The 25395-nt window shown below is 71.7% G+C and carries 25 protein-coding genes; 22 read left to right on the top strand and 3 right to left on the bottom strand.

Annotation, left to right across the window (positions count from 1 at the left end):
* Nucleotides 1–37: 37 nt before the first annotated feature.
* From MKK64_RS22665 to MKK64_RS22560, 22 genes are all read left to right on the top strand, one after another.
* Nucleotides 38–1576: a type II and III secretion system protein family protein gene (locus MKK64_RS22665; RefSeq protein WP_409567996.1), complete on the top strand. Its 1539-nt coding sequence runs from the start codon at nt 38–40 to the stop codon at nt 1574–1576.
* Nucleotides 1577–1652: 76 nt separating this feature from the next.
* Entirely contained in the window at nt 1653–2399 is a 747-nt protein-coding gene (locus MKK64_RS22660; RefSeq protein WP_405042795.1) for a CpaD family pilus assembly protein, read from the top strand.
* A 105-nt stretch (nt 2400–2504) separates the two neighbouring features.
* Nucleotides 2505–3749, top strand: a complete 1245-nt coding sequence (locus MKK64_RS22655; protein ID WP_243937574.1) for a CpaE family protein — start codon at nt 2505–2507, stop codon at nt 3747–3749.
* A gap of 126 nt (nt 3750–3875) precedes the next feature.
* Nucleotides 3876–5318, top strand: coding sequence for a CpaF family protein (locus tag MKK64_RS22650; protein ID WP_147726600.1), 1443 nt, complete (start codon nt 3876–3878; stop codon nt 5316–5318).
* The gene (locus tag MKK64_RS22645; RefSeq protein WP_243934821.1) at nt 5315–6292 is read left to right on the top strand and encodes a type II secretion system F family protein; all 978 of its coding nucleotides are present in this window, start codon (nt 5315–5317) and stop codon (nt 6290–6292) included. The genes MKK64_RS22650 and MKK64_RS22645 overlap by 4 nt, the downstream gene beginning before the upstream one ends.
* Nucleotides 6293–6401: 109 nt before the next feature.
* A complete protein-coding gene (locus MKK64_RS22640; RefSeq protein ID WP_243937572.1) occupies nt 6402–7364 on the top strand; it encodes a type II secretion system F family protein in 963 nt (320 codons plus the stop codon).
* A gap of 271 nt (nt 7365–7635) precedes the next feature.
* Nucleotides 7636–7962: a 50S ribosomal protein L21 gene (rplU, locus tag MKK64_RS22635; protein ID WP_147726603.1), complete on the top strand. Its 327-nt coding sequence runs from the start codon at nt 7636–7638 to the stop codon at nt 7960–7962.
* A gap of 62 nt (nt 7963–8024) precedes the next feature.
* Complete coding sequence (rpmA, locus tag MKK64_RS22630) at nt 8025–8291, top strand: 50S ribosomal protein L27 (protein ID WP_147726605.1); 267 nt, start codon at nt 8025–8027, stop codon at nt 8289–8291.
* 198 nt (nt 8292–8489) lie between these two features.
* Nucleotides 8490–9089, top strand: coding sequence for a GNAT family N-acetyltransferase (locus tag MKK64_RS22625; protein ID WP_243937570.1), 600 nt, complete (start codon nt 8490–8492; stop codon nt 9087–9089).
* Nucleotides 9090–9296: 207 nt separating this feature from the next.
* On the top strand, nt 9297–10325 hold the full coding sequence (gene obgE / locus MKK64_RS22620; RefSeq protein ID WP_243934928.1) for a GTPase ObgE: 1029 nt from the start codon (nt 9297–9299) through the stop codon (nt 10323–10325).
* Between the two features lie 60 nt (nt 10326–10385).
* Nucleotides 10386–10658, top strand: a complete 273-nt coding sequence (locus MKK64_RS22615) for a type II toxin-antitoxin system VapB family antitoxin (protein WP_243937568.1) — start codon at nt 10386–10388, stop codon at nt 10656–10658.
* Nucleotides 10655–11059 (top strand): type II toxin-antitoxin system VapC family toxin, encoded by a 405-nt coding sequence (locus MKK64_RS22610; RefSeq protein WP_243937566.1) that lies wholly within the window; start codon nt 10655–10657, stop codon nt 11057–11059. Before MKK64_RS22615 ends, MKK64_RS22610 begins: the two co-directional genes overlap by 4 nt.
* Nucleotides 11056–12171 (top strand): glutamate 5-kinase, encoded by a 1116-nt coding sequence (proB, locus tag MKK64_RS22605; RefSeq protein ID WP_243937564.1) that lies wholly within the window; start codon nt 11056–11058, stop codon nt 12169–12171. Before MKK64_RS22610 ends, proB begins: the two co-directional genes overlap by 4 nt.
* A 150-nt stretch (nt 12172–12321) precedes the next feature.
* The gene (locus MKK64_RS22600; RefSeq protein ID WP_147726613.1) at nt 12322–13620 is read left to right on the top strand and encodes a glutamate-5-semialdehyde dehydrogenase; all 1299 of its coding nucleotides are present in this window, start codon (nt 12322–12324) and stop codon (nt 13618–13620) included.
* Nucleotides 13621–13653: 33 nt separating this feature from the next.
* Nucleotides 13654–14271, top strand: coding sequence for a nicotinate-nucleotide adenylyltransferase (locus tag MKK64_RS22595; RefSeq protein WP_279593317.1), 618 nt, complete (start codon nt 13654–13656; stop codon nt 14269–14271).
* 158 nt (nt 14272–14429) lie between these two features.
* On the top strand, nt 14430–14750 hold the full coding sequence (gene rsfS / locus MKK64_RS22590) for a ribosome silencing factor (protein ID WP_313898933.1): 321 nt from the start codon (nt 14430–14432) through the stop codon (nt 14748–14750).
* Nucleotides 14751–14761: 11 nt separating this feature from the next.
* Nucleotides 14762–15259 carry a 23S rRNA (pseudouridine(1915)-N(3))-methyltransferase RlmH gene (gene rlmH, locus MKK64_RS22585; RefSeq protein WP_243937555.1) on the top strand — a complete coding sequence of 166 codons (498 nt, stop codon included), beginning with the start codon at nt 14762–14764 and terminating at the stop codon, nt 15257–15259.
* Nucleotides 15260–15326: 67 nt separating this feature from the next.
* Complete coding sequence (locus MKK64_RS22580; protein WP_243937553.1) at nt 15327–16673, top strand: murein hydrolase activator EnvC family protein; 1347 nt, start codon at nt 15327–15329, stop codon at nt 16671–16673.
* Nucleotides 16673–17995, top strand: coding sequence for a S41 family peptidase (locus tag MKK64_RS22575; protein ID WP_147729525.1), 1323 nt, complete (start codon nt 16673–16675; stop codon nt 17993–17995). The genes MKK64_RS22580 and MKK64_RS22575 overlap by 1 nt, the downstream gene beginning before the upstream one ends.
* Before the next feature lie 323 nt (nt 17996–18318).
* Nucleotides 18319–19542, top strand: a complete 1224-nt coding sequence (locus tag MKK64_RS22570; protein WP_279593316.1) for a divergent polysaccharide deacetylase family protein — start codon at nt 18319–18321, stop codon at nt 19540–19542.
* Between the two features lie 86 nt (nt 19543–19628).
* Nucleotides 19629–20180 (top strand): RNA pyrophosphohydrolase, encoded by a 552-nt coding sequence (locus tag MKK64_RS22565; RefSeq protein ID WP_243937550.1) that lies wholly within the window; start codon nt 19629–19631, stop codon nt 20178–20180.
* A 28-nt stretch (nt 20181–20208) separates the two neighbouring features.
* Nucleotides 20209–20841 (top strand): DUF2939 domain-containing protein, encoded by a 633-nt coding sequence (locus MKK64_RS22560; RefSeq protein WP_147728798.1) that lies wholly within the window; start codon nt 20209–20211, stop codon nt 20839–20841.
* A 378-nt stretch (nt 20842–21219) separates the two neighbouring features.
* On the opposite strand, the gene MKK64_RS22555 is transcribed toward MKK64_RS22560, so the two are convergent.
* The 3 genes from MKK64_RS22555 to MKK64_RS22545 form a co-directional block, all read right to left on the bottom strand.
* Nucleotides 21220–22404 carry an acyl-CoA dehydrogenase family protein gene (locus MKK64_RS22555; RefSeq protein ID WP_243937549.1) on the bottom strand — a complete coding sequence of 395 codons (1185 nt, stop codon included), beginning with the start codon at nt 22402–22404 and terminating at the stop codon, nt 21220–21222.
* Nucleotides 22405–22569: 165 nt separating this feature from the next.
* Complete coding sequence (locus MKK64_RS22550) at nt 22570–23688, bottom strand: GNAT family N-acetyltransferase (RefSeq protein WP_243937547.1); 1119 nt, start codon at nt 23686–23688, stop codon at nt 22570–22572.
* A 20-nt stretch (nt 23689–23708) separates the two neighbouring features.
* Complete coding sequence (locus MKK64_RS22545) at nt 23709–25142, bottom strand: lipopolysaccharide biosynthesis protein (RefSeq protein ID WP_243937545.1); 1434 nt, start codon at nt 25140–25142, stop codon at nt 23709–23711.
* Between the last annotated feature and the right edge of the window lie 253 nt (nt 25143–25395).

Raw genomic sequence — 25395 nt, 5'->3', positions numbered from 1 at the left:
CCCCCCGATGCCCGAACCGCACGACGAGGTGCAGCCGATGACGGATTCCGGACCGACGCTCGCCGGCCATCCCGCGAGCCCCCTCACCCATCCTCTGGCGAGCCCGCTCGCCGGCCTGCTCGCCCTGCTGACGGCCTTCGGAACCGCTCCGGCGGCGGCGCAGGAGCGCGCGGTGCTCGGGCCCGCCCCGGTCCTGTCCGTCGGGCAGGCGGAGGCGAGCACGACCCGCAAGATCGAGCTGACCGCGGGCCGCTCCGTGATCGTCGACCTGCCGCGCGACGCCAAGGAGGTGTTCGTGGCCAACCCGGCGGTGGCCAACGCGGTGGTGCGCTCGACCCGCAAGGTCTTCGTCATCGGCATGGCCGACGGCGCGACCTCGATCTTCATCCTCGACGCGGAAGGCCGCCAGATCGCGGCGCTCGACGTGACGGTGGCGCGCGACCTCAAGCTCGGGGCGCTGCGCCAGCTCCTGAGCCAGAGCATTCCCGGCGGCCGCTTCGACGTGCGCGTCACCGGCGATTCGATCCTGCTGTCCGGCTCGGTCGGCTCCTCGTCCGAGGCGCAGCAGGCGATCGACATCGCCAACGCCTTCGTCGGCGTGTCCGGCGGCGGCGCCGGCGGTGGCGGCGCCGGAGCCCGCGGCGCGGTGATCAACAACCTGACGATCCGCAACAAGGACCAGGTGATGCTGCGCGTCACCGTGGTCGAGGTCGCGCGCACCGTCCTCAAGCAGTTCGGGATCAACCTCAGCGGCAGCTGGTCGGGGCTCAACCTCGCCAACGTGACGCCGCTCTCGCTCTCGGGCGGCCAGTTCCCGGCCGGGAACCTGCTCTCGGGCACGATCAACGGCACCGGCGGCGCGAGCATCACGGCGACGCTGCGTGCGTTCGAGCAGGCCGGCGTCTCGCGCGTTCTCGCCGAGCCGACGCTCACCGCGATCTCGGGCGAGTCGGCGAACTTCACCGCCGGCGGCGAGCTGCCGGTCCCGTCGAGCCAGAGCTGCACGCCGAGCCTCGTCGCGGGGACCCAGCCGACCTGCGTCGTCGGCATCTCCTTCAAGCCCTACGGCGTCACCCTCAACTTCACGCCGGTGGTGATGGCCGAGAACCGCATCTCCGTGCGCGTCGGCACGTCGGTGAGCGAGATCGACCCGCAGAACTCCTACTCGTTCGTCAGCGGCAACACGACCTCGGCCGTTCCGGGCCTGACGGTGCGCAAGTCCGAGACGACGGTCGAGCTCGCCTCGGGCGCCACGATGATGACCGCGGGCCTGATCCAACAGAAGAGCAAGGCGGCGATCAACGGCCTGCCCGGCCTCGTCAACCTGCCGATCCTCGGTGCCCTGTTCCGCTCGCGCGACTACCAGCGGCAGGAGACCGAGCTGATGATCATGGTCACCCCCTACATCGCCAAGGCGATGGAGCCCCGGCAGGTGACGCGCCCCGACGACGCCTTCGTCGACGCCACCGACGGCCAGGCGATCCTGCTCGGGCAGATCAACCGGGTCTACGGCACCGCCGGCACCGCTCCGCTCGGGCGCGGCTATCGCGGCCGCGTCGGCTTCATCACCGACTGATCCTCGCCCCGCGGTGCCCCGCCCCGCGCGACTTCCCTCCTCCGCCCCGGCGTCGCCCCGCCCCAGGACCGAACCGATGACGTTGCCCGGCCTGCCCTCCCCCGCCCGACGCACCCTGGCCCTCGCCATGCTCGCCGCCTCCGTCGGCGGCTCGCTCGGCGCCTGCCATTCCGACCGTGCCGTCACCGGCTCGATCGCGCCCGCCGACTATCGCGCCCGCCATCCGATCGTGCTCGCCGACGGCAGCCGCGTCCTCGACGTGTTCGTCACCGGGGTCGGCCATCTCGACCCGCGGCAGGCCGCCGACATCGACGCGTTCCTGCTGGAATATCGCCGCTACGGCCGCGGCAGCCTCGTGATCGACCTGCCGCGCGGGGTGGCCCCTTCCGTCGGCGCCGGCGTCGAGCGCACCGCCGCCGCCATCCGCCGGCTCGGCGCCGAGGGCGGCGTGCCGGCGCGCGAGATCGTGGTCTCCGGCTACCCGGTCGCCGATCCCGGCCTCGCCAGCCCGATCCGCCTCAGCTTCCACCGCATGGAGGCGCGCGTCGCCGACAAGTGCGGGCTGTGGCCCCAGGACCTAGGCGAGAGCAGCCCGATCGCGAACTTCCGCAATCAGCCGTCGTGGAACCTCGGCTGCTCCACCCAGGCGACGATCGCCGCCCAGGTCGCCGACCCGGTCGACCTGGTGCGCGGGCGTCCCGAGGGCCGCATCGACACGATCCGCCGGGTCAAGGACATCGGCCAGCTTCGCGAGGGCAAGGATCCGTCAACCGCCTGGCGCCAGGATGGCAAGACGAGCGTGAAGTCCTCGGTCAGCGAGTGAGCCGCCGCGCGGCGCCACGCCCCGGCTCCGCCGACCCAGAGACCCAAACGTTAAGACTTAAGACCTAGACCCCAGACTCAAGAACCCGAACCCGAAGGCCTCGTCATGGCGGACCACCCCGAGACATCTGAGCGGATGATCGCCCCGGTGCCCCGGATCACGATCCAGGCGTTCTGCGAGGTCGCGGAGACCGCTGCGATGATCGAGAGCGCCGGGACGGACCGGCGCATGCAGAAGGCCCATCTCAAGGTCCAGATGGGGGGCGGCGCAGCCGCGGTCGAAGCCTACCGCCATGCGCCGACCCCCAACGTCATCATCATCGAGACGCAGGGTCCGAAATCCCGGCCGATGGAATGCCTCGACGCCCTCGCCGAGGTCTGCGACGCCGGCACCCGGGTGCTCGTCATCGGGCACGTCAACGACGTGACGCTGTATCGCCAGTTCATCCAGCGCGGCGTCAGCGACTACCTGATGGCGCCGGTCGAGCCGCTGACGCTGATCGCCTCGCTCTCGGACCTGTTCGCCGCCCCCGGGGTCAAGCCGGTCGGGCGGACCATCGCGGTCTACGGCGTCAAGGGCGGCATCGGCGCCTCGACGGTCGCCCACAACCTCGCCTGGTCGATCGCCCGCGGCCAGGGCGCGCAGACGGTGATCGCCGACCTCGACATCGCCTTCGGCACCGCTTCGCTCAACTTCAACCAGGATCCGCCCCAGGGCGTCGCCGAGGCGGTGTTCGCGCCCGAGCGCCTCGATTCGGCGCTGGTCGAGCGCCTGCTCTCGAAGTGCAGCGACCAGCTCAGCCTGCTCTCGGCGCCGGCGAGCCTCGACCGCACCATCGACCTGTCCGAGCCGGCCTTCGACGCGCTGATCGACCACCTGCGTGCGGCCGTGCCCTGCATCGTCCTCGACGTGCCGCACCAGTGGTGCGCCTGGTCGAAGCGGGTGCTGACCGGGGCCGACGAGATCCTGATCGTCGCCGGCCCCGATCTCGCCAGCCTGCGCAACGCCAAGAACCTGCTCGGCGCGTTGCAGCAGGGCCGGCCCAACGATGCGCGGCCCCGGGTGATCCTGAACGGCGTCGGGGTGCCCAAGCGTCCCGAGATCGGCGCGGTGGATTTCACCAAGGCGCTGGAATCGCCGCTCGTCGCCAGCATCCCGTTCGACCCGGCGCTGTTCGGCACCGCCGCCAACAACGGCCAGATGATCGCGGAGGTGCAGGCCGGCTCGAAGGCCGCCGAGATCTTCGCCGACCTCGCCGCGGCGATGCTGGGACGGCCGGAGGCGAAGCGCGCCCGCCCCAACCTGCTCGAGCCGCTCCTCGCGAAGCTCGCGCGCCGGAAGGCGTCCTGATGCCGATGCTCTCGCGGGCCGCCGTGCCCTCCCCGGCGGGCGATGCGGCCCACGCGCGGCTCGCAGCCAGATGCGCGCGGACGTCTGCGCGCCCGTCCTTTCCGACGCGATCCGAGGATTCGTCCCATGTTCGGTAGGAGGCAGGGTACCGCGGCGGCGCCGGCCGCAGCACCGCCGCCGGCCGCCCTGCGCGCGACCGCGCCGGTGCTGGTGCAGGAGAACGTGGCCGGCAAACGCATGGATGCGTCGCCCGCCGTGGTGGCGCAGGACAACCCGCGCTCGGAGGATTACTACCGCACCAAGAGCATGATCTTCGGCGCGCTGATCGAAGCGATCGACCTCGCGCAGCTCTCGCGCCTCGAGCCCGATGCGGCGCGCGAGGAAATCCGCGACATCGTCTCGGAGATCATCGGCCTCAAGAACATCGTGCTGTCGATCGCCGAGCAGGAGGAGCTGCTCGACGACATCTGCAACGACGTGCTCGGCTACGGCCCGCTGGAGCCGCTGCTCGCCCGCGACGACATCGCCGACATCATGATCAACGGCGCCAACCGCGCCTTCATCGAGGTGAACGGCAAGATCCAGCTCACCAACGTGCGCTTCCGCGACAATCAGCAGCTGATGAACATCTGCCAGCGCATCGTCAGCCAGGTCGGGCGCCGGGTCGACGACGCCTCGCCGATCTGCGACGCGCGCCTTCCGGACGGCTCCCGCGTCAACGTCATCGCGCCGCCGCTGGCCATCGACGGCCCGGCCCTGACCATCCGAAAGTTCAAGAAGGACAAGCTCACCCTCGACCAGCTCGTGCGCTTCGGCGCGATCTCGCCGGAGGGGGCGGAGATCCTGAAGATCATCGGCCGGTCGCGCTGCAACATCGTCATCTCCGGCGGCACCGGCTCGGGCAAGACCACCCTGCTGAACTGCCTCACCGCCTTCATCGAGCACGACGAGCGCGTCATCACCTGCGAGGACGCGGCGGAGCTGCAGCTTCAGCAGCCGCACGTGGTGCGCCTGGAGACGCGCCCGCCCAACATGGAGGGCCAAGGCCAGGTCACCATGCGCGACCTCGTCAAGAACTGCCTGCGCATGCGGCCGGAGCGGATCATCGTCGGCGAGGTGCGCGGGCCGGAGGCGTTCGACCTGCTGCAGGCGATGAACACCGGCCACGACGGCTCGATGGGAACGCTGCACGCCAACTCCCCGCGCGAGTGCCTGTCGCGCATCGAGTCGATGATCTCGATGGGCGGCTTCACCCTGCCCTCCAAGACGCTGCGCGAGATGATCTGCGGCTCGATCGACGTCGTGGTGCAGGCCACCCGCCTGCGCGACGGCTCGCGCCGCATCACCCACATCACCGAGGTGCTCGGGATGGAGGGCGACGTCATCACCACCCAGGACGTCTTCCTGTTCGACATCGTCGGCGAGGATGCCAACGGCAAGCTGATCGGGCGCCATCGCTCCACCGGCGTCGGCCGGCCGAAATTCTGGGAGCGGGCGCGCTACTACGGGCTGGAGCGGCAACTCGGCGAGGCGCTCGACGCCGCCGCCGAGGCGTCGGGTGCGCTGTGAACGCCGCCGCGAACGTCCCGCTCGCCGTCGGGCTGGTCTTCGTGACCACGCTCGCCCTCGGCTACGTCTTCCTGATGCCGCTGCTGATGGGCGAGCGGCGGGCGACGCAGCGCCTCAGGACGATCAGCGCCTCGGCCGCCGGCAACGCGATCCGCGGCGTCACCGTGAACCGGCGCGAGCAGGTCGCGAAGACGCTCGGCGAGATCGAGGCCAAGGCCAAGGGCGCCGCCAAGGTGACCCTCGAGCTCAAGATCGCGCGGGCCGGCCTGGCGTGGTCGGAGCGGACCTACTGGATGATCTCCGCCGGCCTCGCGGTGGTGGTCGGCCTGCTCGTGCTCATGATCACCGCGAGCCCGATCGCCGGGCTGGGGGGGACCTTCGTCGGCGGCCTCGGCGTGCCGATGTTGCTGCTGCGCCACCTGCGCAAGCGCCGCATCGCGAACTTCACGAAGGAGCTGCCCAACGCCGTCGACGTGGTGGTGCGCGGCATCCGAACCGGCATCCCCGTCAGCGACTGCTTCCGCATGGTCTCCCGCGAGGCCGAGGAGCCGGTGCGCTCGGAGTTCCGGGTCGTCATCGAGACCCAGGCGTTGGGCCTGTCGCTCGGCGAGGCGGTCTCGCGGCTCTACGAGCGGGTCCCGGTGCAGGAGGTGAACTTCTTCGCGATCGTGATCAACATCCAGCAGCAATCGGGCGGCAACCTCTCCGAGGCGCTCTCCAACCTGTCGCGGGTGCTGCGCGAGCGTCGGAAGATGGCCGGCAAGGTCCAGGCGATGAGCATGGAGGCCAAGTCCTCGGCCGGCATCATCGCCGCGCTTCCGTTCTTCGTCGCGGGCATCACTTATTTCACCAGCCCGGATTACATCTCGATCCTCTGGACCACCAATTTCGGCAAGCTCGCGCTGCTGGGCTCGGCGATCTGGATGAGCATCGGCATCCTCACCATCAAGAAGATGATCGCGTTCGACATCTGAGCCCGCCTGCGGCCCGCGCCGTCCGGCAGCCCGGATCGCGCCGCGCCGGGCTCGATCACATCCGGTCGTCACCCGAAGCCCGACGGCCCTTTCGCGGAAGCCCATCGCCATGATCGACCTCATCGCCGATAAGGTCTTCGACCCGCGCACCATGGGCATCGCGTTGACCGCGGTCGCCGTGGCGGCGACGGCCTTCGCCGTGGCGCAGCCGTTCCTCGAGAGCGACAACCTCGGCAAGCGGATGAAGCTCGTCAGCGACGAGCGCGAGATCATCCGGCGGCGGGAACGCGAGCGCCTCAACACCAAGGCGACGCTGCGGATCGAGCCCAAGGCCTACATGAAGCGGGTCGTCGAGCGGTTCGACCTGCGCCGCTGGCTCGGCACCGACACGGCCAAGCGCAAGCTCCTGATGGCCGGCTATCGCGGCCAGCAATCCGAGACCACGTTCCTGTTCTTCCGCCTGGTCATGCCGATCTCGGCGACGCTGGGCTCGCTGTTCTACCTGTTCGTGCTGGAGGCCCTGGACCAGCCCTACCTGATGCGCCTCGGCATCGTCATCGCCTGCGCCTACGCAGGCATCAAGGCGCCGGAACTCTACCTCGTCAACAAGTCGAACAAGCGCAAGGCCGAGATCAAGCTCGCCTGGCCCGATGCCCTCGACCTGACGCTGATCTGCGTCGAATCGGGCATGGCGATCGAGCACGCCTTCCGGAAGGTGAGCACCGAGATCGCCGCCACCTCGGTGGTGCTGGCGGAGGAGCTCGCCCTGATGACCGCCGAGATGTCGTTCCTGCCCGATCGCCGCCAGGCCTACGAGAACCTCGCGATGCGCGTCGGCCTCGAGCCGGTGAAGGCCGTCGTCACGGCGCTGATCCAGGCCGAGCGCTACGGCACCCCGATCGGCCAGGCGCTGCGCGTGCTCGCGCAGGAGAGCCGCGACCAGCGCATGAACGAGGCCGAGAAGAAGGCGGCCTCGCTGCCGCCGAAGCTGACCGTGCCGATGATCCTGTTCTTTCTGCCGGTGCTGTTCGTGGTGATCATCAGCCCGGCGATCATCCAGGCGATGCGCTGACGCCCGAGGGGCGCCGCTCCCGCCCGGCGTCGCCACCTCGGCTCGGAAGGGCTCGCGGCGCGCTCTTCGAGGGCGATGCGGGCAAGCATTCGCCCCCGCAAATCCTTGACAGATCGCGTGCCGATCCCCTATCCACCGGGCACAACGCGCGGCTTCCTCGCAGAAGGCCGTGCGTTTCGCGTTGCGGCGGCCCTTCGGGCGGATCGCGACGAATGCATAAGAAGTCGGTCCAGGGCGCGTCCCGGAGGCCGTTCGAACCACGAGAGAGACGATGTTCGCAGTCATCAAGACGGGCGGCAAGCAGTATCGCGTTGCCGAGAACGACACCATCACCATCGCCAGCCTCGAAGGCGACGAAGGCTCCGCCGTGACCTTCGGCGAGGTCCTGCTGTTCACCGACGGCGACGCGACCCAGGTCGGCGCGCCGCTCCTGTCGGGCTTCAGCGTCACCGGCGAGATCGTCTCCCACGGTCGCGACAAGAAGGTCATCGCCTTCAAGAAGCGCCGCCGGCAGAACTCGCGGCGCAAGCGCGGCCACCGCCAGCACCACACGGTCGTGCGCATCACCGGCCTCTCGGCCGGTTCGAAGAGCGCGTAAGGGCGACCCCGCCCCCACGCGATCCGCACGTTCCGATCCCACGTCATTCGAAAGACTGAACCATGGCACACAAAAAAGCAGGCGGCTCGTCCCGCAACGGCCGCGACTCGGCCGGCCAGCGCCTCGGCGTGAAGAAGTTCGGCTCGGAAGCCGTGATTCCGGGCAACATCATCGTGCGCCAGCGCGGCACCAAGTGGCACCCCGGCACCAATGTCGGCATGGGCAAGGATCACACCCTGTTCGCGCTGACCGAGGGTCGCGTGGAGTTCCAGACCAAGCGCGGCCGCGCCTTCGTGGCGGTGGTGCCGCTCGCGCAAGCGGCAGAGTAGACGGCGGGCGCCTCGAACAGGCGAAGCAGGCCCCGCCGGTGTCCCACACCGAACCGGCGGATCTGTTTCTCGCATCCTGGCCACGAGGCCGGGGGGTCGAACGGAAGACGCGGGGGAGGATGGGGCGCCATCCTCCCTTTCGTCGTCTCAGCGCAACGGTCCTCCGCTACGGAGGATCGCGGCGGAGGAGCCCGAACGATGTTCCCCGATCTGACCCGCGACGACGTCTTCCGGATCGAGACCCGCAGCCTGTGGCTGCGCTGGCCGCGCGCCAAGGACGTGGACGCGATCGTGCGGCTCGCGGGCGACCGGTCGGTGGCCGAGATGACGGCGCGGATCCGCCACCCGATCGACCGGATGGAGACCGAGACCTTCGTGCTGGAGGCGCGGCGCTGCAACGCCGCCGGCGAGGGCCTGGCGATGGCGGTCTCGCTCCGGTCCGACCCGGACGGCCTCGTCGGGTTCGTCGGCATCCGCGCCGACGCGGCGACGGAGGGGGCCCGCCTCGGCTACTGGCTCGGCCGGCCCTTCTGGGGCCGCGGCCTCGCCACCGAGGCCGCCGAGGCGATGGTGCACGCCTACTTCGCCTATGCCGGCGGCTCGGTACTGTCGGCGGATGCGCGGGTGGAGAACCCGGCGTCGCGCCGGGTGCTGGAGAAGGTCGGCTTCGTCCGCACGGGAACGGCGACGGATTATGTCCCCGTCCGCGGCTGCGACCTGACATCCGATCGCTTCCGGCTCGACCGCGCCGCGTGGTCGGCCCGGTTCGGGGTCTCCGGCTGCGACCGGGCAGCCTGACGAAGCGATCGGCCCGGCGCCCTTGACGTCGCCGGACGGATCGATCGGAATCGATCCCTCGCCGTCTCGGCCCAAGGCCGAAGCGACGGGGTTCGCGGCGGAGCTGCGCAGCGTGCGCGACGCCGATGGACGGGGCCGCATCGCCGCGGCGTGAACGAGACGGGGCGGGCCGGTGGCCCGCGCCCCGACATGAAGACGAGCGACACCGTGAAATTCCTCGACGAAGCCAAGGTCTATGTCCGTTCCGGCGACGGGGGCGCGGGATGCGTCGCGTTCCGGCGCGAGAAGTTCATCGAGTTCGGCGGCCCCAACGGCGGCGACGGCGGGCGCGGCGGCGACGTCTGGGTCGAGTGCGTCGAGGGCCTGAACACGCTGATCGACTATCGCTACCAGCAGCACTTCAAGGCGCGGAAGGGCGAGCACGGCATGGGCTCGAACCGCCACGGCGCCAACGGCGCCGACGTGGTGCTGAAGGTGCCGGCCGGAACCCAGATCCTGGCGGTCGACGGCGAGCACCTGATCGCCGACATGACCCAGGTCGGCCAGCGGGTCCGGCTCGCCAAGGGCGGCAACGGCGGCTTCGGCAACGCCTACTTCACCACCTCGACCAACCGCGCCCCGAAGCACGCCAATCCGGGTCTGGAAGGCACCGAGCAGTGGATCTGGCTGCGCCTCAAGCTCATCGCGGATGCCGGCCTCGTCGGGCTGCCGAACGCCGGCAAGTCGACCTTCCTGGCCACCGTGACCTCGGCCAAGCCGAAGATCGCCGACTATCCCTTCACCACCCTGCATCCGGGGCTCGGCGTCGTGCGCTCGGATGCCCGCGAGTTCGTGCTCGCCGACATCCCCGGGCTGATCGAGGGCGCGCACGAGGGCGTCGGACTCGGCGACCGGTTCCTGGCCCATGTCGAGCGCTGCCGGGTGCTGCTGCACCTCGTCGACGCCACCTGCGAGCATGCCGGCAAGGCCTACAAGATGGTCCGGCACGAGCTGGAGGCCTACGGCGAGGACCTCGCTGGCAAGCCCGAGATCGTGGCGCTCTCCAAGGCCGACGCGATCGACGCCGACACCCTGAAGGAGCAGGTCGCCCGCCTGAAGCGCGCCGCCAAGCGCAAGCCGCTCGTCCTATCCTCGGCCTCGGGCCAGGGCGTGCCGGAGGCGCTGCGTGCGCTCCAGGGCGAAATGGATGCCGCCGCCGAGGCCGATCGGGTGCCCGAGGCGGCCTGGCAGCCGTGATGACGGGGGTGATCGGGTCGGTTAGCATCGCCCGAGGTTGTTGAACCTGTGGAGGTTTCGATGACGGAAGCGCTGATCGTCATGAACGACGAAGCCTTCGCTCTTGCGCATGAACTCGCGGAGCGCGCCGGCACCACGGTCGACGAGGCGGTAGTCACGGCGTTGCGAGAGCTCGACCGCCGCGTCGCGACGGTCAACGATGACCTGACACCGACGCAACGTGCCGAACGAGACATGATCCGAGCGCTGGTCCGCGAGGCGCGGGCACATCGCATCGCGAACGTCCCCACCGATCATGATTACCTCTACGACGAGTACGGCCTGCTGGTATGATCGCGCTCGACACCTCGGCGATCGTCGCGATTGCGATGGAAGACCCTGAAGGCGAGCGTTTCGACACGCTGGTCGCCAAGAATCGGGCGATCATCGGAACTCCGACGTTGCTCGAGGCCAGGATCGTGCTGGGATCGCTGATGCCGGGTTTTGCCGAGGATTTTTTGGAGGTCCTGATCCTGCGGACCACGGTGCAGCCGGTCGCCTTCACGCTCCAGATGTACCGCATGGCATCCGATGCCTTCCAGCGCTTCGGGAAGGGACAAGGGCATCCGGCGCGGTTGAACTTCGGCGACTGCCAATCCTATGCCGTCTCCAAAGCCCACGATGCGCCCCTCCTGTTCAAGGGTGACGACTTCGTCCACACCGACCTCGTCCCAGCTTACGTCCCGGCGTCATGACCCCCTCCCTCGATCAATTCCGCCGCGTCGTCATCAAGGTCGGCTCGGCCCTGCTGGTGGACCGCGCCCGCGGCCGGCTGCGGCACGCCTGGCTCGCGGCGCTCGCCGAGGACATCGCCGACCTGCATGCCCGCGGGGTCGACGTGCTGGTGGTGTCCTCGGGCAGCATCGCGCTCGGGCGCACCGTGCTCGGCTTCGCGCCGGGGGCCCTGCGGCTGGAGGAGAGCCAGGGCGCGGCCTCGGTCGGGCAGATCGCGCTGGCGCGGCACTGGGCCGAGGCGCTGGGCCACCACGGCATCGTCGCCGGGCAGATCCTGGTGACGCCGCAGGACACCGAGGAGCGCCGCCGCTACCTCAACGCGCGAGCGACCGTGCTCAAGCTCCTGGAGATGCGCGCGGTTCCGGTGGTCAACGAGAACGACACGGTGGCGACCTCCGAGATCCGCTACGGCGACAACGACCGGCTCGCCGCCCGCGTCGCCACGATGATCGGCGCCGACGTGCTGGTGCTGTTCTCCGACATCGACGGCCTCTACACCGCCCCCCCGAACGCCGACCCGGACGCGCGCCACCTGGCCGTGGTCGAGCGGATCACGCCCGAGATCGAGGCGATGGCCGGCGGTCCCGCCTCGGAGCTGTCGCGGGGCGGCATGCGGACCAAGGTCGAGGCCGCCAAGATCGCGGTGTCGGGCGGGACCCACATGATCATCGCCGACGGGCGCGAGAAGAACCCGCTCCGCAGCGTCGTCGCGGGCGGCCGCTGCACCTGGTTCCTGTCCGGTTCCACGCCCACCGCAGCGCGGAAAACCTGGATCGCCGGGTCGCTCGAGCCGCGCGGCACCCTGGTGATCGACGACGGCGCGGCGCGCGCGCTCGACGGTGGGGCGAGCCTGCTGCCGGTCGGCGTCTGCGGCGTCGAGGGCAGCTTCGGCCGGGGCGACGCCGTGCTGATCCGCGACCGCGCCGGGCGGGTGCTGGGCCGCGGCCTCGTCGGCTACGACAGCACGGAGGCGGCGCTGATCCTCGGCCGCCCGAGCGCGCAGATCGCTGACCTCCTCACCTATCCGGGACGCGCCTGGATGGTGCATCGCGACGACTTGGCGATGTTCTAGAACCGGTCGCGCCGCGTCCATGACTGGATACGAGCGCCTTCGAAACGTTCCGATCTTTGCCGCGGCGCTTGTTTCGTGCTGCCCGAGGATGCAGATAAGTCGCAGCTTCGTAGGCGGCTCGGGGAAGGCCGCCGACCTGGGATGATGCCCGTGCCAGTCCTGAACATGCGATCCGGCTTCGCGTCGGCCGACGACCTCGCCGAGCAGATGAACGGCATCGGCCGGCGCGCCCGCGCCGCCGGCCGCAAGCTGGCGCTGGCCTCGGCCGAGACCAAGGACGTGGCGTTGCGGGCCATCGCCGAGCGCCTGCGCGCCGACCGCGCCGTCATCCTGCGCGAGAATGCCCGCGATGTCGCCGCCGCGAAGGCCGCCGGGCAGAGCCAGGCGCTGATCGACCGGCTGACCCTCGACGAGGGCCGCCTCGCGGCGATCGCCGACGCGGTCGAGAAGATCGGCGCGCTGGCCGACCCCGTCGGGCGCCAGGTCGCGGCCTTCGAGCGCCCGAACGGTCTGCTGATCGAGCGCATCGCCGTGCCGCTCGGCGTCGTCGGCGTGATCTTCGAGAGCCGCCCGAACGTCACCGCCGATGCCGGCGCGCTCTGCCTCAAGGCCGGCAACGCCGCGATCCTGCGGGCCGGCTCGGACAGCCACCGCAGCGCCATGGCCATCGCCGAGGCGATGCGCGCCGGGCTCGAGGCCACCGGCCTGCCCGCGGACGCGATCCAGATCGTGCCGACGAAGGACCGCGCCGCGGTCGGCGCGATGCTCGCCGGCCTCGACGGCTGCATCGACGTGATCGTGCCCCGCGGCGGGCGCGGCCTGGTCGAGCGCGTCCACGCCGAGGCGCGGGTCCCGGTCTTCGCCCACCTCGACGGCATCTGCCACGTCTACGTCGCAGCCGCCGCCGACCTCGGCATGGCCCGGACCATCCTGCTCAACAGCAAGATGCGGCGCACCGGCATCTGCGGCGCCACCGAGACGCTGCTGGTCGACCGCGCCTGCGCCGGCACCCATCTCGCCCCCCTCGTCGCCGCCCTGCTCGACGCCGGCTGCGCGGTGCGCGGCGACGCCGACGTGCAGGCGGTGGACGGTCGCGTCACGGCGGCGACCGAGGCCGACTGGCGCACCGAGTACCTCGACGCGATCATCTCGGTCCGCGTCGTCGACGGGCTCGAGGCGGCGATCGAGCACATCGAGACCTACGGCTCGCACCACACCGACGCGATCGTCACCGAGGACGGCGACGAGGCCGTCCGCTTCCTCGCCGAGGTCGATTCCGCGATCGTGGTGCACAACGCCTCGACCCAGTTCGCCGATGGCGGCGAGTTCGGCTTCGGCGCCGAGATCGGCATCGCCACCGGCCGCATGCATGCCCGCGGCCCGGTCGGCGTGGAGCAACTCACCACCTTCAAGTACCGGGTCCACGGCAGCGGCCAGACGCGCCCGTGAGCGGCGCGGTCTCGCCTGCCGTGATCCGCGCCGTTGCGTGAGGGCGCGCTGCCGCCCGCGTCGCCGGGGATGCGGATCGGCCTGTACGGCGGCTCGTTCAACCCGGCGCATGCCGGCCACCTGCATGTCGGCACCATGGCGCTGCGCCGCCTGCGCCTCGACCGGGTGTGGTGGCTGGTCACGCCCGGAAACCCGCTGAAGCGCGGGCGGCCGATCGCGCCGCTCTCCGAGCGCTGCGCGCAGGCCGCCGCGGTGGCGAAGGGCGATCCGCGGATCGCGGTGACCGGGTTCGAGGCGGCGATCGGCGCCCGCTTCACCCGCGACACCCTGCGCTGGCTGGTGCGGCGGCGGCCGGGCATCCGCTTCGTCTGGATCATGGGGGCCGATTCGCTGGCGAGCTTCCATCGCTGGAAGGGCTCGGCCGAGATCATGGGCCTGATGCCGGTCGCGGTGATCGACCGCCCCGGCCACACCCTCAGCGCGCCGGGCGCGCGGGCCGCCCGACGGTTCTCCGTCGCCCGCATCCCGGAATCGGACGCCTCCGCCCTGCCGGGCATGGCGCCCCCGGCCTGGGTGTTCCTGCACGGCCCGCGCTCGCATCTCTCCTCGACGCAGATCCGCGATGCGCGGAGCGGCACCGGGGAACCTTGAATTACCGCCCGGAACCGGCCAAAGTCGTCGGTTCAACGCAGGCGCGCGTCGCCACTGCCGATATCCGAGGAATCAGGACGCTGTCCGAGTCGCTCCACACGGGAACCCAGGGTTCCGAGACCGCCGCCCTGGCCAGGGTCGAAGACCTGAGGACGCTCGTGCTCGGGTGCCTCGACGAGATGAAGGCCGAGGAGACGATCGCCATCGATCTCGCCGGCAAGACCTCGATCGCCGACACGATGATCATCGCCTCCGGACGGTCGCAGCGTCACGTCGGCTCGATCGCCGACTACATCACGCAGGAGATGAAGGCCAAGTCCTTCGGCACCGCCCGCGTCGAGGGCATGCCGGCCTGCGACTGGGTGCTGATCGATGCCGGCGACATCCTCGTCCACATCTTCAGGCCCGAGGTGCGCGGCTTCTACAACCTCGAGAAGATGTGGGGCTCCGACCGCCCCTCGGGCGTCTCCGCCGACTGAACGCCGACCCGTTGCGCCTCCTCGTCGCCGCGATCGGGCGCCTCAAGAACGGGCCCGAGCGAGACCTGACCGCGCGCTACCGCGAGCGTGCGGCCCAGCTCGGTCGCGGCCTCGGCTTCCCCGCCTGCGACATCGCCGAGATGGTCGAGAGCCGTGCGCGGCGCGCCCCCGACCGCTGCGCCGAGGAGGCGTCCGGGCTGCTCGCCCAGGTGCCGGCCGGCGGCGTCCTCGTCGCCTACGACGAACGCGGCCGCGCCGACCTGCCGAGCGAGCGCGTCGCCGAGCGCATCCGCGACTGGCGCGATGCCGGGCGCCCGGCCCTGGTGGTCGCCATCGGCGGGGCCGACGGGCTCGATGCCGCCGTCCGGGCCCGGGCCGACCTCACCCTGTCCTTCGGTGCCGCGACGCTGCCTCACGGCATCGTGCGCGTGCTGGCGCTCGAGCAGCTCTACCGCACCCTCACGATCCTGGCGGGCCACCCGTATCATCGCGGCGATCCCGACGGGTGAATGCCTCGCGTGCGCCGCAATGCTGGATGAGACCTGCGCTGATGAACGGAGCCGGCAAACGCACGCCATGACGCTGGTCCTCACGAGGCTGGTCGCCACGGGCGTCCTCGCCGCAGCCCTCGCCGCCCTGCCCGCGGCCCGTCCGCGGGCCCAGGACGCGGCGGCGCCCGTCACCGAGGCCGAGCGCATCCAGCGCGCCATCGACGAGCGCGACCGCCGCGTGGACAACCTCAAGCGGGTGCAGGATGCGCTCGCCGCGAGCGTGGGCGCCAAGGCGCAGTTCGAGTCCGAGATCGCCAGCATCGGCGGCGACCGGGCCAAGCTCGACGCGGCGCTCCTCGATGCCGGCCGGCAGTCCCAGGCCACCGAGGACCGGATGAGCCGCCTGGAGGAGCGCCTCAAGACGCTGTCGGGCAGCGAGGCCGCCATCCGCCGCTCGCTCGAGGCCCGCCGCGGGGTGATCGCCGAGATCCTGGCGGCGCTCCAGCGCATGGGCCGGCGCCCGCCGCCGGCGGTGCTGGTCAACCCGGAAGACGTTCTGGCGGTGATCCGCACCTCGATGCTGCTCGGGGCGATCGTGCCCGAGATGCGCGGCGAGGTGGACACGCTGGCCGCCGACCTCGCCGAGCTCGTGCGCCTGCGCGGCCTGATCGCCGCCGACCGGCAGGGCCTGCAGAACGACCTCGCCGGCTGGGCGCGCGAGCAGCAGCGCCTCGCGGCCCTCGTCGCCGCGCGGAGGACCCGGCAGGCGGAGGTCGAGACCGGGCTCGCCGCCGAGCGGACCCGTGCCACCGACCTCGCCAAGGAGGCCCGGAGCCTGAAGGACCTCCTCGACCGCATCGAGGGCGAGGTCGCCACCGCCAAGCGCTCCGCCGACGAGGCCAAGGCGGCCGAGCAGCGCGAGGCGAAGGCGACGCAGGAGCGTTTCGCCGCAGCCGGCATCCGCGACCCCGCTAAGCTCGCCCCGAAGGTGAAGTTCGTCGACGCCCGGGGGGACGTGCCGCGCCCGGTCAGCGGCCGCCTGCTGCGCGGCTTCAACCAGCCCGACGGCAACGGCGGGATGACGCGCGGCATTTCGCTCGCCACCCGCGCGAAGGCCGTGGTGTCCTCTCCCGCCGACGGCTGGGTGCAGTTCGCCGGGCCGTTCCGGTCGTACGGACGACTCTTGATCATCAACGCCGGCGATGGCTACTATCTTCTGCTGGCCGGGATGGACCAGATCTCGGTCGAGGTCGGCCAATTCGTGCTCGCGGGCGAGCCGGTCGGTAACATGGGCGAGGGAAGTGCGGTCCAGCCGGTGATGAGCGGCGACGGCAGCGATCCGATCCTGTACGTGGAATTCAAGAAGGACGGCGGCTCCATCGATCCGGAGCCTTGGTGGGCGAAAAGCCCCAGCGAGAAGGTTCGCGGATAATGCGCAAGACGTCCCTCATCATGCTCGGCGCGTTCCTGGGAGCAGGCACGTCGATGGTCGCGACGCAGACCGACTTCCTGTCGGGTCCGCGCGCCGTGGCGGCCTCCGCCGAGACCTACCGCCAGCTCAGCCTGTTCGGCGACGTGTTCGAGAAGGTCCGCACCGATTACGTCGAGAAGCCGGACGAGGCGAAGATGATCGAGGCGGCCGTCAACGGCATGCTGACCTCGCTCGACCCGCATTCGAGCTACATGGACGCCAAGGCGTTCCGCGACATGCAGACCACGACCCGCGGCGAGTTCGGCGGGCTCGGCATCGAGGTCACGATGGAGGACGGCCTGATCAAGGTCGTGACCCCGATCGACGACACCCCGGCCTCGAAGGCGGGGCTGCTCTCGAACGACATCATCACCCAGATCGACGACGACCAGGTCCAGGGCCTGACCCTGAACCAGGCGGTCGACAAGATGCGCGGCCCGGTGAACTCGCCGGTGAAGCTCAAGATCACCCGCAAGGAGGCCAAGGACCCGATCGAGGTCACGCTCAACCGCGACGTGATCAAGATCAAGCCCGTACGCTCGCGCGTCGAGGGGGCCGACATCGGCTACATCCGCCTGACGCAGTTCAACGAGCAGACCTACGACGGCCTCAAGGCTGCCGTGGACAAGCTCTCGACCGACATCGGGCAGGACAAGATCAAGGGCTACGTGATCGACCTGCGCAACAACCCGGGCGGCCTGCTCGACCAGGCGGTGATGGTCTCCGACGCGTTCCTCGACCGCGGCGAGATCGTCTCGACCCGCGGCCGCAACCCGGACGAGACCCAGCGCTTCTCGGCCAAGGCCGGCGACATCACCAAGGGCAAGCCGGTGGTGGTGCTCGTCAACGGCGGCGCGGCCTCGGCCTCCGAGATCGTCGCCGGCGCCCTGCAGGATCACAAGCGCGCGACCATCCTCGGCACGCGCTCCTTCGGCAAGGGCTCGGTGCAGTCGATCATTCCGCTCGGCGGCTCGGGCGCGCTGCGCCTCACCACGGCGCGCTACTACACGCCGTCCGGCCGCTCGATCCAGGCCAAGGGCATCGAGCCCGACGTCGAGGTGCTGCAGGAGGTCCCGGACGAGCTCAAGGGCAAGGACGAGACCAAGGGCGAGGCCGGCCTGAAGGGCCACCTCAAGCAGAAGGACGTCGAGGAGCGCGGCGGCTCGTCGGCCTACGTCCCGCCGGATCCCGCCAAGGACAAGCAGCTCACCGCCGCCGTCGACTTCCTCCACGGCATCCAGAAGGGCGCCGCGAACGCCCAGAAGCCGACGATGCCGAACTGATCCCGTCCGGGATCGACGACACGGCGAGAACCCCGTCCGGCGCGTGCCGGGCGGGGTTCTTCGCATGGCGCCCGTGCGCGCGTTGCGAGCCGTTTCGAGCGCGGCGGATCCCGGCTCGCGTGACGAGAGCGCGACCACACAACGAGAGCGAGCCTGTTCCGTGATCCGGTGATCACGGAACAGGCTCTAGGACCGAAGGCCGCTCTTACGAAAAATTAACCATGGCGGCCGGCAATGACGGCGGGGCTGCCTTGCCGCGACCGGCGATTCTCCGGCGGCCCCGCCAGTTCCGAGGGCCAGTGACCGACTCGTCCGACGATATCTTGACGCGTCCCCTCGGGGTCGACGTCCCCGCCCCCGGCCCGAAGGCCGCGCTGGCACGCCTGCGCGCGTGCCTCGCGACCCTCGGCCGGTCTCCGCGCGCCGTCGCGGCCGGTCTCGGCGGGCTCGGCCTGGCGGTGCTCGGCCTCGTGCTTCTGCTCGGCGACCCGAAGGCGGGCGAGCCGCGGGTCCAGGTCGCCATCGTCGTCCGCGAGACGATGGCCGCCGCCGGGCGTCCCCCGTCGCCGGAGGCCGCCGCCGCGAACGAGCCGGCGCCGGCATCGAAGCTCCAGAGCAGCGCCGTCGAGGTCGAGTCGGCCTCCGGCGTCACCGTGGTGCGGGCCGGCGGGTCGGCCGCGCCGGCCGAGGCGGTGGTGATCCGCGTGCCCCAGGCCGATGCGCCCAAGCTCGCGCCCGCCCCCGACCCGCGCCTGACCGAGCGTGGCCGCCACGGCGTCCTGCCCAAGCTCGGCGACGGCCGCATCCGCCCGCTCGACGTCTACGCACGCTCCGAGGAGCCCGGCAGCGGGCCGCGCATCGCGATCCTGCTCACCGGCCTCGGCGTCGGCCAGGCCGCCACCGCGAGCGCGATCGTCAAGCTGCCGCCCGCCGTCAGCCTCGCCTTCTCCCCCTACGGCGCCGATGCCGAGCGCAGCGCGGCGCGGGCCCGCGCCTTCGGCCACGAGATCCTGCTCCAGGCGCCGATGGAGCCGTTCGACTACCCCGACAGCGATCCCGGCCCGCAGGGCCTGCTCACCGCCGCCAAGGGATCCGAGAACGCCGACCGCCTCGCCTGGGTGATGAGCCGGTTCTCGGGCTATGTCGGCGTCACGAACTTCATGGGAGCCAAGTTCATGGCCGACGCGGTCGCGTTCGAGCCGGTCCTGCGCGACATCGCCACCCGCGGGCTCGGCTTCCTCGACGACGGCACCAACGCGCGCGGCGTGCCCGCGGACCTGCTCGGCAAGACCAAGGTGCCGGCGGCCCGCGCCGAGATCGTCTTCGACGCGGTGCCGCGCCCGGAGGCGATCGATCGCGAGCTCGCCCGGCTCGAAGCGCAGGCCCGCGCCAACGGCTTCGCCCTCGCTTCGGGCAGCGCCCAGCCGATGACGATCGAGCGGATCGCGCGCTGGAGCCGCGAGCTCGAGGGCCGCGGCATCCGCCTCGTGCCGGCGAGCGTGGCGCTCCGCGGCGCGAAGGCGGTGCGGGTGACGAAGGCGGACTGAGCCCGGCGGCTGCCGCGATCGGGCGCTGCCGATATCGTGTTTCCCGACGTTGCCGCGCCGGTTGGCCCTCCCTATGGTCGCGGCCGATGAAGAGCGACACCGAATCCCGCGATCCGGGCGAGAGCCTGCCCTATCGCCCCTGCGTCGGGGTCACCCTGATCAACCGCGCCGGGCTCGTCTTCGTCGGTCGCCGCAAGCCGGAGGCGGGCCCCGAGCACGTCGCGGGCGACCTCGCCTGGCAGATGCCGCAGGGCGGGATCGACGACGGCGAGGCGCCGCAGGCCGCAGCCCTGCGCGAGCTTCACGAGGAGACCAACGTCGGCGCGGCCTCGGTCCGGCTGCTCGCCGAGGCGCCGGATTGGCTGTCCTACGATTTGCCGCCCGATGTGCGAAAGCAGGCCTGGCGCGGCCGCTACCGCGGTCAGACGCAGCGCTGGTTCGCCTTCGGGTTCCTTGGGGACGACGACGCGATCGACGTCGAGCGTCCCGGCGGCGGTGCCCACAAGGCCGAGTTCGACGCGTGGCGCTGGGTGCCGTTCGCGGAGCTGCCGGGGCTGATCGTGCCGTTCAAGCGGCCGGTCTACGAGGGCGTCGTCGCGGCCTTCGCGCCGCTGCACGCGTGGTCGGTCGGCGCGTGAGCGCGGCGGCCGGGCGATAGGCTGGGCGATGCGCTGGTGGGTGTTTCCCCTCGTCGCGGTGCTCGGCTGGTTCGCCTTCACCCTGACGCCGCTCTGGACGCTCTACGACTTCGCACGGGCGGTGAGGGCGCACGACGTCGCGTTCGTCCAGCAGCATGCCAACTTTCGCACGCTGCGGCTGTCGCTGGTCCGGCAGACCACCGCCGCCCTGCGCTCGGCGTCGGACAACGATCCGACCCTCGATGCCAAGGATCGCCAGCGCCTCAACGAGGCGGCGGTCGGCGTGGCGCTGGCGCTCGCGGAATCGATGGTGACGCCCGAGACCGTGCTCGACCTGCTCGACGACGGCTGGCCGCAGAGCCTCGACATCCCGCGTCCCGACGGGGTGAAGCCGTCCGGGCTCAGGTTGGATCGCATTGGGCGGGTGTTTCCGTTCTGGATCGCCTCGGAGATGCGCGGCTTCCGCACCGCCGTGATCGCGATCCCGCCGGACGCGCCGCGGGCGCAGCAGCTGCGGGTGCGCCTGCGCCTGCGCGGCTGGACCTGGCGGCTCGTCGACATCGAGGTCGCCGAGGCCCTGCGCGACCAGATGGCCCAGCGCCTCGGCCGGACCCTGGCCCGGGCCCGCGCCGGCGAGCGGGCACCGGCAGCCCAACCCTGAGGGTGAGCGGCAGCGCGCGGCGGGTTTCAGGTCACGCGCGAGCGTCGTCCCGCAAACGATTGCAGGGGCGAGAATGTCCCGAGCCGGCATTCATGACAGGCGCGCCCGATCGATCGCGGTCCGCGATGGCCGGCACCGCGCTGGGGGCCCTGCACCACCGCATCGTTGCGAAACGTCTCACGGCCGATCCTCGACGAGGCCCCGGAACGCACCCCTGGACGCCCGGACGCCGACGGAGCCGTCGGCGTCGGCGAGTTCGATGTTGTCGTCCCCGCGCACAGAAGGGCGTCCGCCCGCCGCAAGCGCGTCCGGCAGGCCGCCTCGCCGACGGTCGCGCCTCGCACACGCGTGCGGGGGCGGGCGGTCGCCGTGCGGGCGTCAGGCCTTCGGCAGCATCCGGTCGCTGATGATGCGGCGCTGGATCTCGCTGGTGCCCTCGAAGATCGTCGTCAGCCGCGCGTCGCGCCAATAGCGCTCGACCCGCCGCTCGGTGGTGTAGCCGTTGCCGCCGTGGAGCTGCATCGCCTGGTTGGTGACGCGCACCGCCATCTCGGTGGCCAGCAGCTTCACCATGGCGGACTCGCTCTCGGCCGCCTCGCCCTGGTCGAGGAGATGGGCGACCTGGCACCAGAAGGCGCGCGCCTGCGCCACCTCGGCCGCCATGTCGGCGAGCGCGAAGCGCAGCGCCTGGAAGTCGCCGATCGGGTGGCCGAACTGCACGCGCTCCTGAAGGTAGGCCTGGGTGTCCTCGACCGCCGCGCGCGCGACGCCGACGGCGCGGGCCGCGGTGTGGACGCGGGCGATGTTGAGGCCGCGCTGCACCGAGGCGAAGCCGCCGGAATCCGCGTCCGCGCCGCCGTCGCCGTAGAGGCCGGTGAGGCGGTCGCTCTCGGGGACGCGCACCCCCTCGAGCTCGAGCTGGAACGTCAGGAAGCCGTGATAGCCGATCTTGTCGATGACGTGCCCGGTCATGCCCTCGGGGAACTCACCCGGCGGCTTGACCACCAGGAACGGCTCGAGCCCGGCCGAGCGCGATTCGCCGGGCTCCGGATCGCGGGTCCGGGCCAGAACCTCGATGAAGTCGGCCGCGCGCGCGAAGCCCGCCCAGCGCTTGGTCCCGGTCAGCACCCAATGGTCGCCCTCGCGCACCGCCCGCGTCTGCACGCCGGCCAGGTCCGAGCCGGCTCCCGGCTCGGAGAGGGCGATGCCGCCGATCCATTCGCCCCGCGCCGACCGCGCCAGCAGGTCGGCGCGGCGGGCGTCGTCGAGCACCTGCGTGCCGAGCCCCTGCCCCCGCGCCAGGATGCTGCCGACCGAGAGCCACGCCCGCGCGAGTTCCTCCGAGACGAGGCAGTACTCGAACACCCCGAGCCCCATGCCGCCGTGCTCGGCCGGGATCGTCAGGCCGAACCAGCCCTTCTCGGCCATCGCGGCGATGAGCGAGCGCGGCATCTCGGCCTTCTGCGGGTCGAGCGCGTCGGCGAGCGGCATCACCACGTCGCGGGCGAAGGCGCGGGCCTCGGCCTGGAGCGCGACGCGCGCATCCGTGCGCCAGGGCGACATCAGCTCGGGCGGCTTCGGGGCGTGGCGATCCGGTTTCTCGGACGGATCGGCGGCGCGGGCGGCAGGGGCGTTGGAAATCGGATCCTCCCGGTCGAGCTTCGAGTCTCTTGCCGTGGCAAACTGGACCGCGTGACCCTGGAGGCAATGCGCCGCCGCCGCAACGCTCTAACGGGCCCGCCACTTGGCATAGCGCTCGCGGGCACGCTCCAGCGCGGCCGCGAGCGCGAAGAGCGGGTCGGGCGAGGCCTCGACCAACCGGTGCGCGATCGCCCGGCGCCCGGTCCAGAACATCTCGGCGAGGCGGTAGTCCGGGGCGGCGCAGGAATCGATCCGCGCGATCGCGCCGTCCCGCAGCGCGGCCTCGGTGAGGCGATGGACGAGCTGGACGCCCGGCGCGGCGGCGGCCTCCGCCTCGTCGTAGGAGATCTTCAGGACGAAATCCTCGTGACCGCTTCGCGGGAGGATCGCGGCGGCGAGCGTGCGGCGATCGCGGCGCAGGCGCAAGATCCGGATCCGGCCCTGGGCGCCGAACCCGGCGACCATCCCGCGCAGGAACGCGGCCTCGGCCGGGCGCCGGCCGAGGGCGGTCCCGGCCCGGCCCTTCCAGCCGGCGGTCTCGAGGGCGACGTAGTCGTCGAGCGCGTCGATCAGCGCGGCCGGATCGGCGATCGTCTCGAGCACCACCGCACCGCCGGCCTCCAGGCGCTCGCGCGCGAGCCGCAGCTTGCGCCGGCTCCTGCCGCTGACGTGGCCGAGATAGCCCGTGCGCGCCTCCGGCGTCAGGCCGGCGAGGTCGAGGGAGCCGCGGGCATGCGCCCAGTAGGCGGCATCGCGCCGCCCCGTCCGCGCCGCCAGCAGATCCGCGAAGCGGCCATCCGCCGGCGCGTTGAGCAGCAGCAGCCGCGGCGGCAGCCCGAGCGCCCTGGGCGCATCGAGCAGCCCGGCGAGGGCGCGGTCGGGCTCGGCGGCGTCGAGCAGCGGCATGCCCAAGGGGCAGAAACCGTGCGTCCAGCCGATCAGGACCGGCAGCGGCAGGCCCCAGCGGATGCGCGAGATCCGGAACGGCCACAGGGCGAGCCATCGCGCGCCGGGCTCGTCCGGCGGCCGGTCGGCGACGATCAGGAGCCGAACGCCGTCGCCGAAGGCCCCGGCCGCCGGCAGCGCGTAGTCGGCCTCGTAGAACGGGTTGGCGACGCAGGCCTTCGCGCCGAGCGCGCGCCAGGCCGCGACGCCGGGCGCTGCCGGATCGAGCGGGCGCAGGGCGGCGTACAGCCCGCCCGGCATCCTGGCCGTCGCACCCGCCCTCATCCGGCGACCCGATGCAGGCGCCGCCGCACCACGCCGGCGATGCCGACCACGTCGTAGCGCCACGCGGCCGCGAGGAAGCCGAGGGCCAGCACGGCGAAGCGCAGGATCTGCGCCGGGGCGCCCTCCCCGCCCGGGAGCCAGGCGAGGGCCGCCGGGACGAGGCCGGTCGCCACGGCGATCGCCGCGATGCCGGCGATGTCGGCCAGCGGAAGCGGCATCGCCGGCAGGCCGGACCCGTGCCGGTTCGCCCCGAGGATGAACACGAGGCAGGCCGCGGCCTGACCCGCCGCGACGGCGATCGCCGCGCCGGCGACGCCGAGATGCGGGATCAGCGCCAGCGAGAGCACGCTCACCGTCACCAGGGTCGCCGTCGAGGCCACGGCCTCGAGGCGGCTCGACTGCGTGAAGTAGATGATCTGCCCGAAATAGTAGGCGCGGAACATCATCAGCACGCTGGCCAGGATCAGCACCGGGGCCAGCGCCCGCGCCTGGTCGCGATAGTCCGGCCCGAGCAGGACCGAGACGACGACCCCGTCGAAGTTGAGGTAGAACGCGGCGCCGAAGGCCGCGACCAGCGCCATCGCGCGGGCGGCGTCGCACAGCACCGCGGTCGCCGCCGGCATCCCCCCGGCGCGCGCCTCGCGCTTGGCGATCGAGATCAGCGAGAGGGCCAGCGCCTCGCCGAACACGACGAAGCTCTGCTTCAGGAAGTCGGCGATCGCGCCGTAGGCGCCGAGATGCTCCGGCCCGACGGTCTTCACGATGATCAGCCGGTCGACCACCTGGGCCAGAGCCGCGATGCCGAAGGACAGCACCAGCGGCCAGCCGTAGGCGATGAGGCGCAGCGCCTCCGCCCGGCTGCCGCGGCCCGGCATCAGCGGGACCACCGTCGCGGCGGCCGGGACCGACGACAGCGCGTAGGCGGTCGCCACGGCCAGCGCGAGATGGACGGCGTCGCCCGACACCATCAGCACCGCGCTGCCGAGGCCGAGGATCAGGATTCCGCGCAGGACGACCGACATCGCCACCGCGACGGCCTGCAGCCGTGTGCGCGCGATCTCGGTGGCGCCCTCGAACAGGGTCGTGCCGAAGGCGAGCGCGACGATCGCCGCCGCGATCCGCGGCGACACGACGTGGAGCGCCACCGCGAGCGCGCTTCCGATCGCGGCCAGCGCCAGCGTGCACAGCAGGATGCGCAGGACCGTGCCGACCTGCGCGCCCTCGCTCGCCTCGTCGTACAGGGCGAAGAACGCGAATTTCGGCCATTGGCAGGTGGCTCCGTAGAGCACCAGCGACCAGGACAGGATGTAGAGGTAGGTGCCGTAGCTCTCCGGCGGCGCGAGACGCGTGAACACCGCGACCGAACCGAGGTTGATCGCTGCGGCGAAGCCGCGGGAGCCGACGTAGATCGCGGTGTGGTGGGCGATCATCCGCGACCGCCGGGCGGCCGGACGGCCCGGTGCCTCCGGAACGGGACCGATCCGCTCCGGTGCGGGATGGCTCGGGCGAGCGGGTGGGCGGGGGAACGGGACGGCATCGGCGGACGCTGCACCGGCCGTGGCGCCGCGTCCATCCCGCAATGCGGCGACGGTTGACCGGCCGTTGACTTCGCAACCGCGAAGGCGCATAGCCCGAGGGCAGCGTCAGCGGCCGACAGACGGGTCCGCTTGAGAGGGCTGCGTG

The organism is Methylobacterium sp. E-025 (assembly GCF_022829705.1).
Taxonomy (GTDB): Bacteria; Pseudomonadota; Alphaproteobacteria; order Rhizobiales; family Beijerinckiaceae; genus Methylobacterium.
The sequence above is the reverse complement of the archived record's forward strand: the minus strand, read 5'-3'. Positions and strand labels throughout refer to the sequence as shown.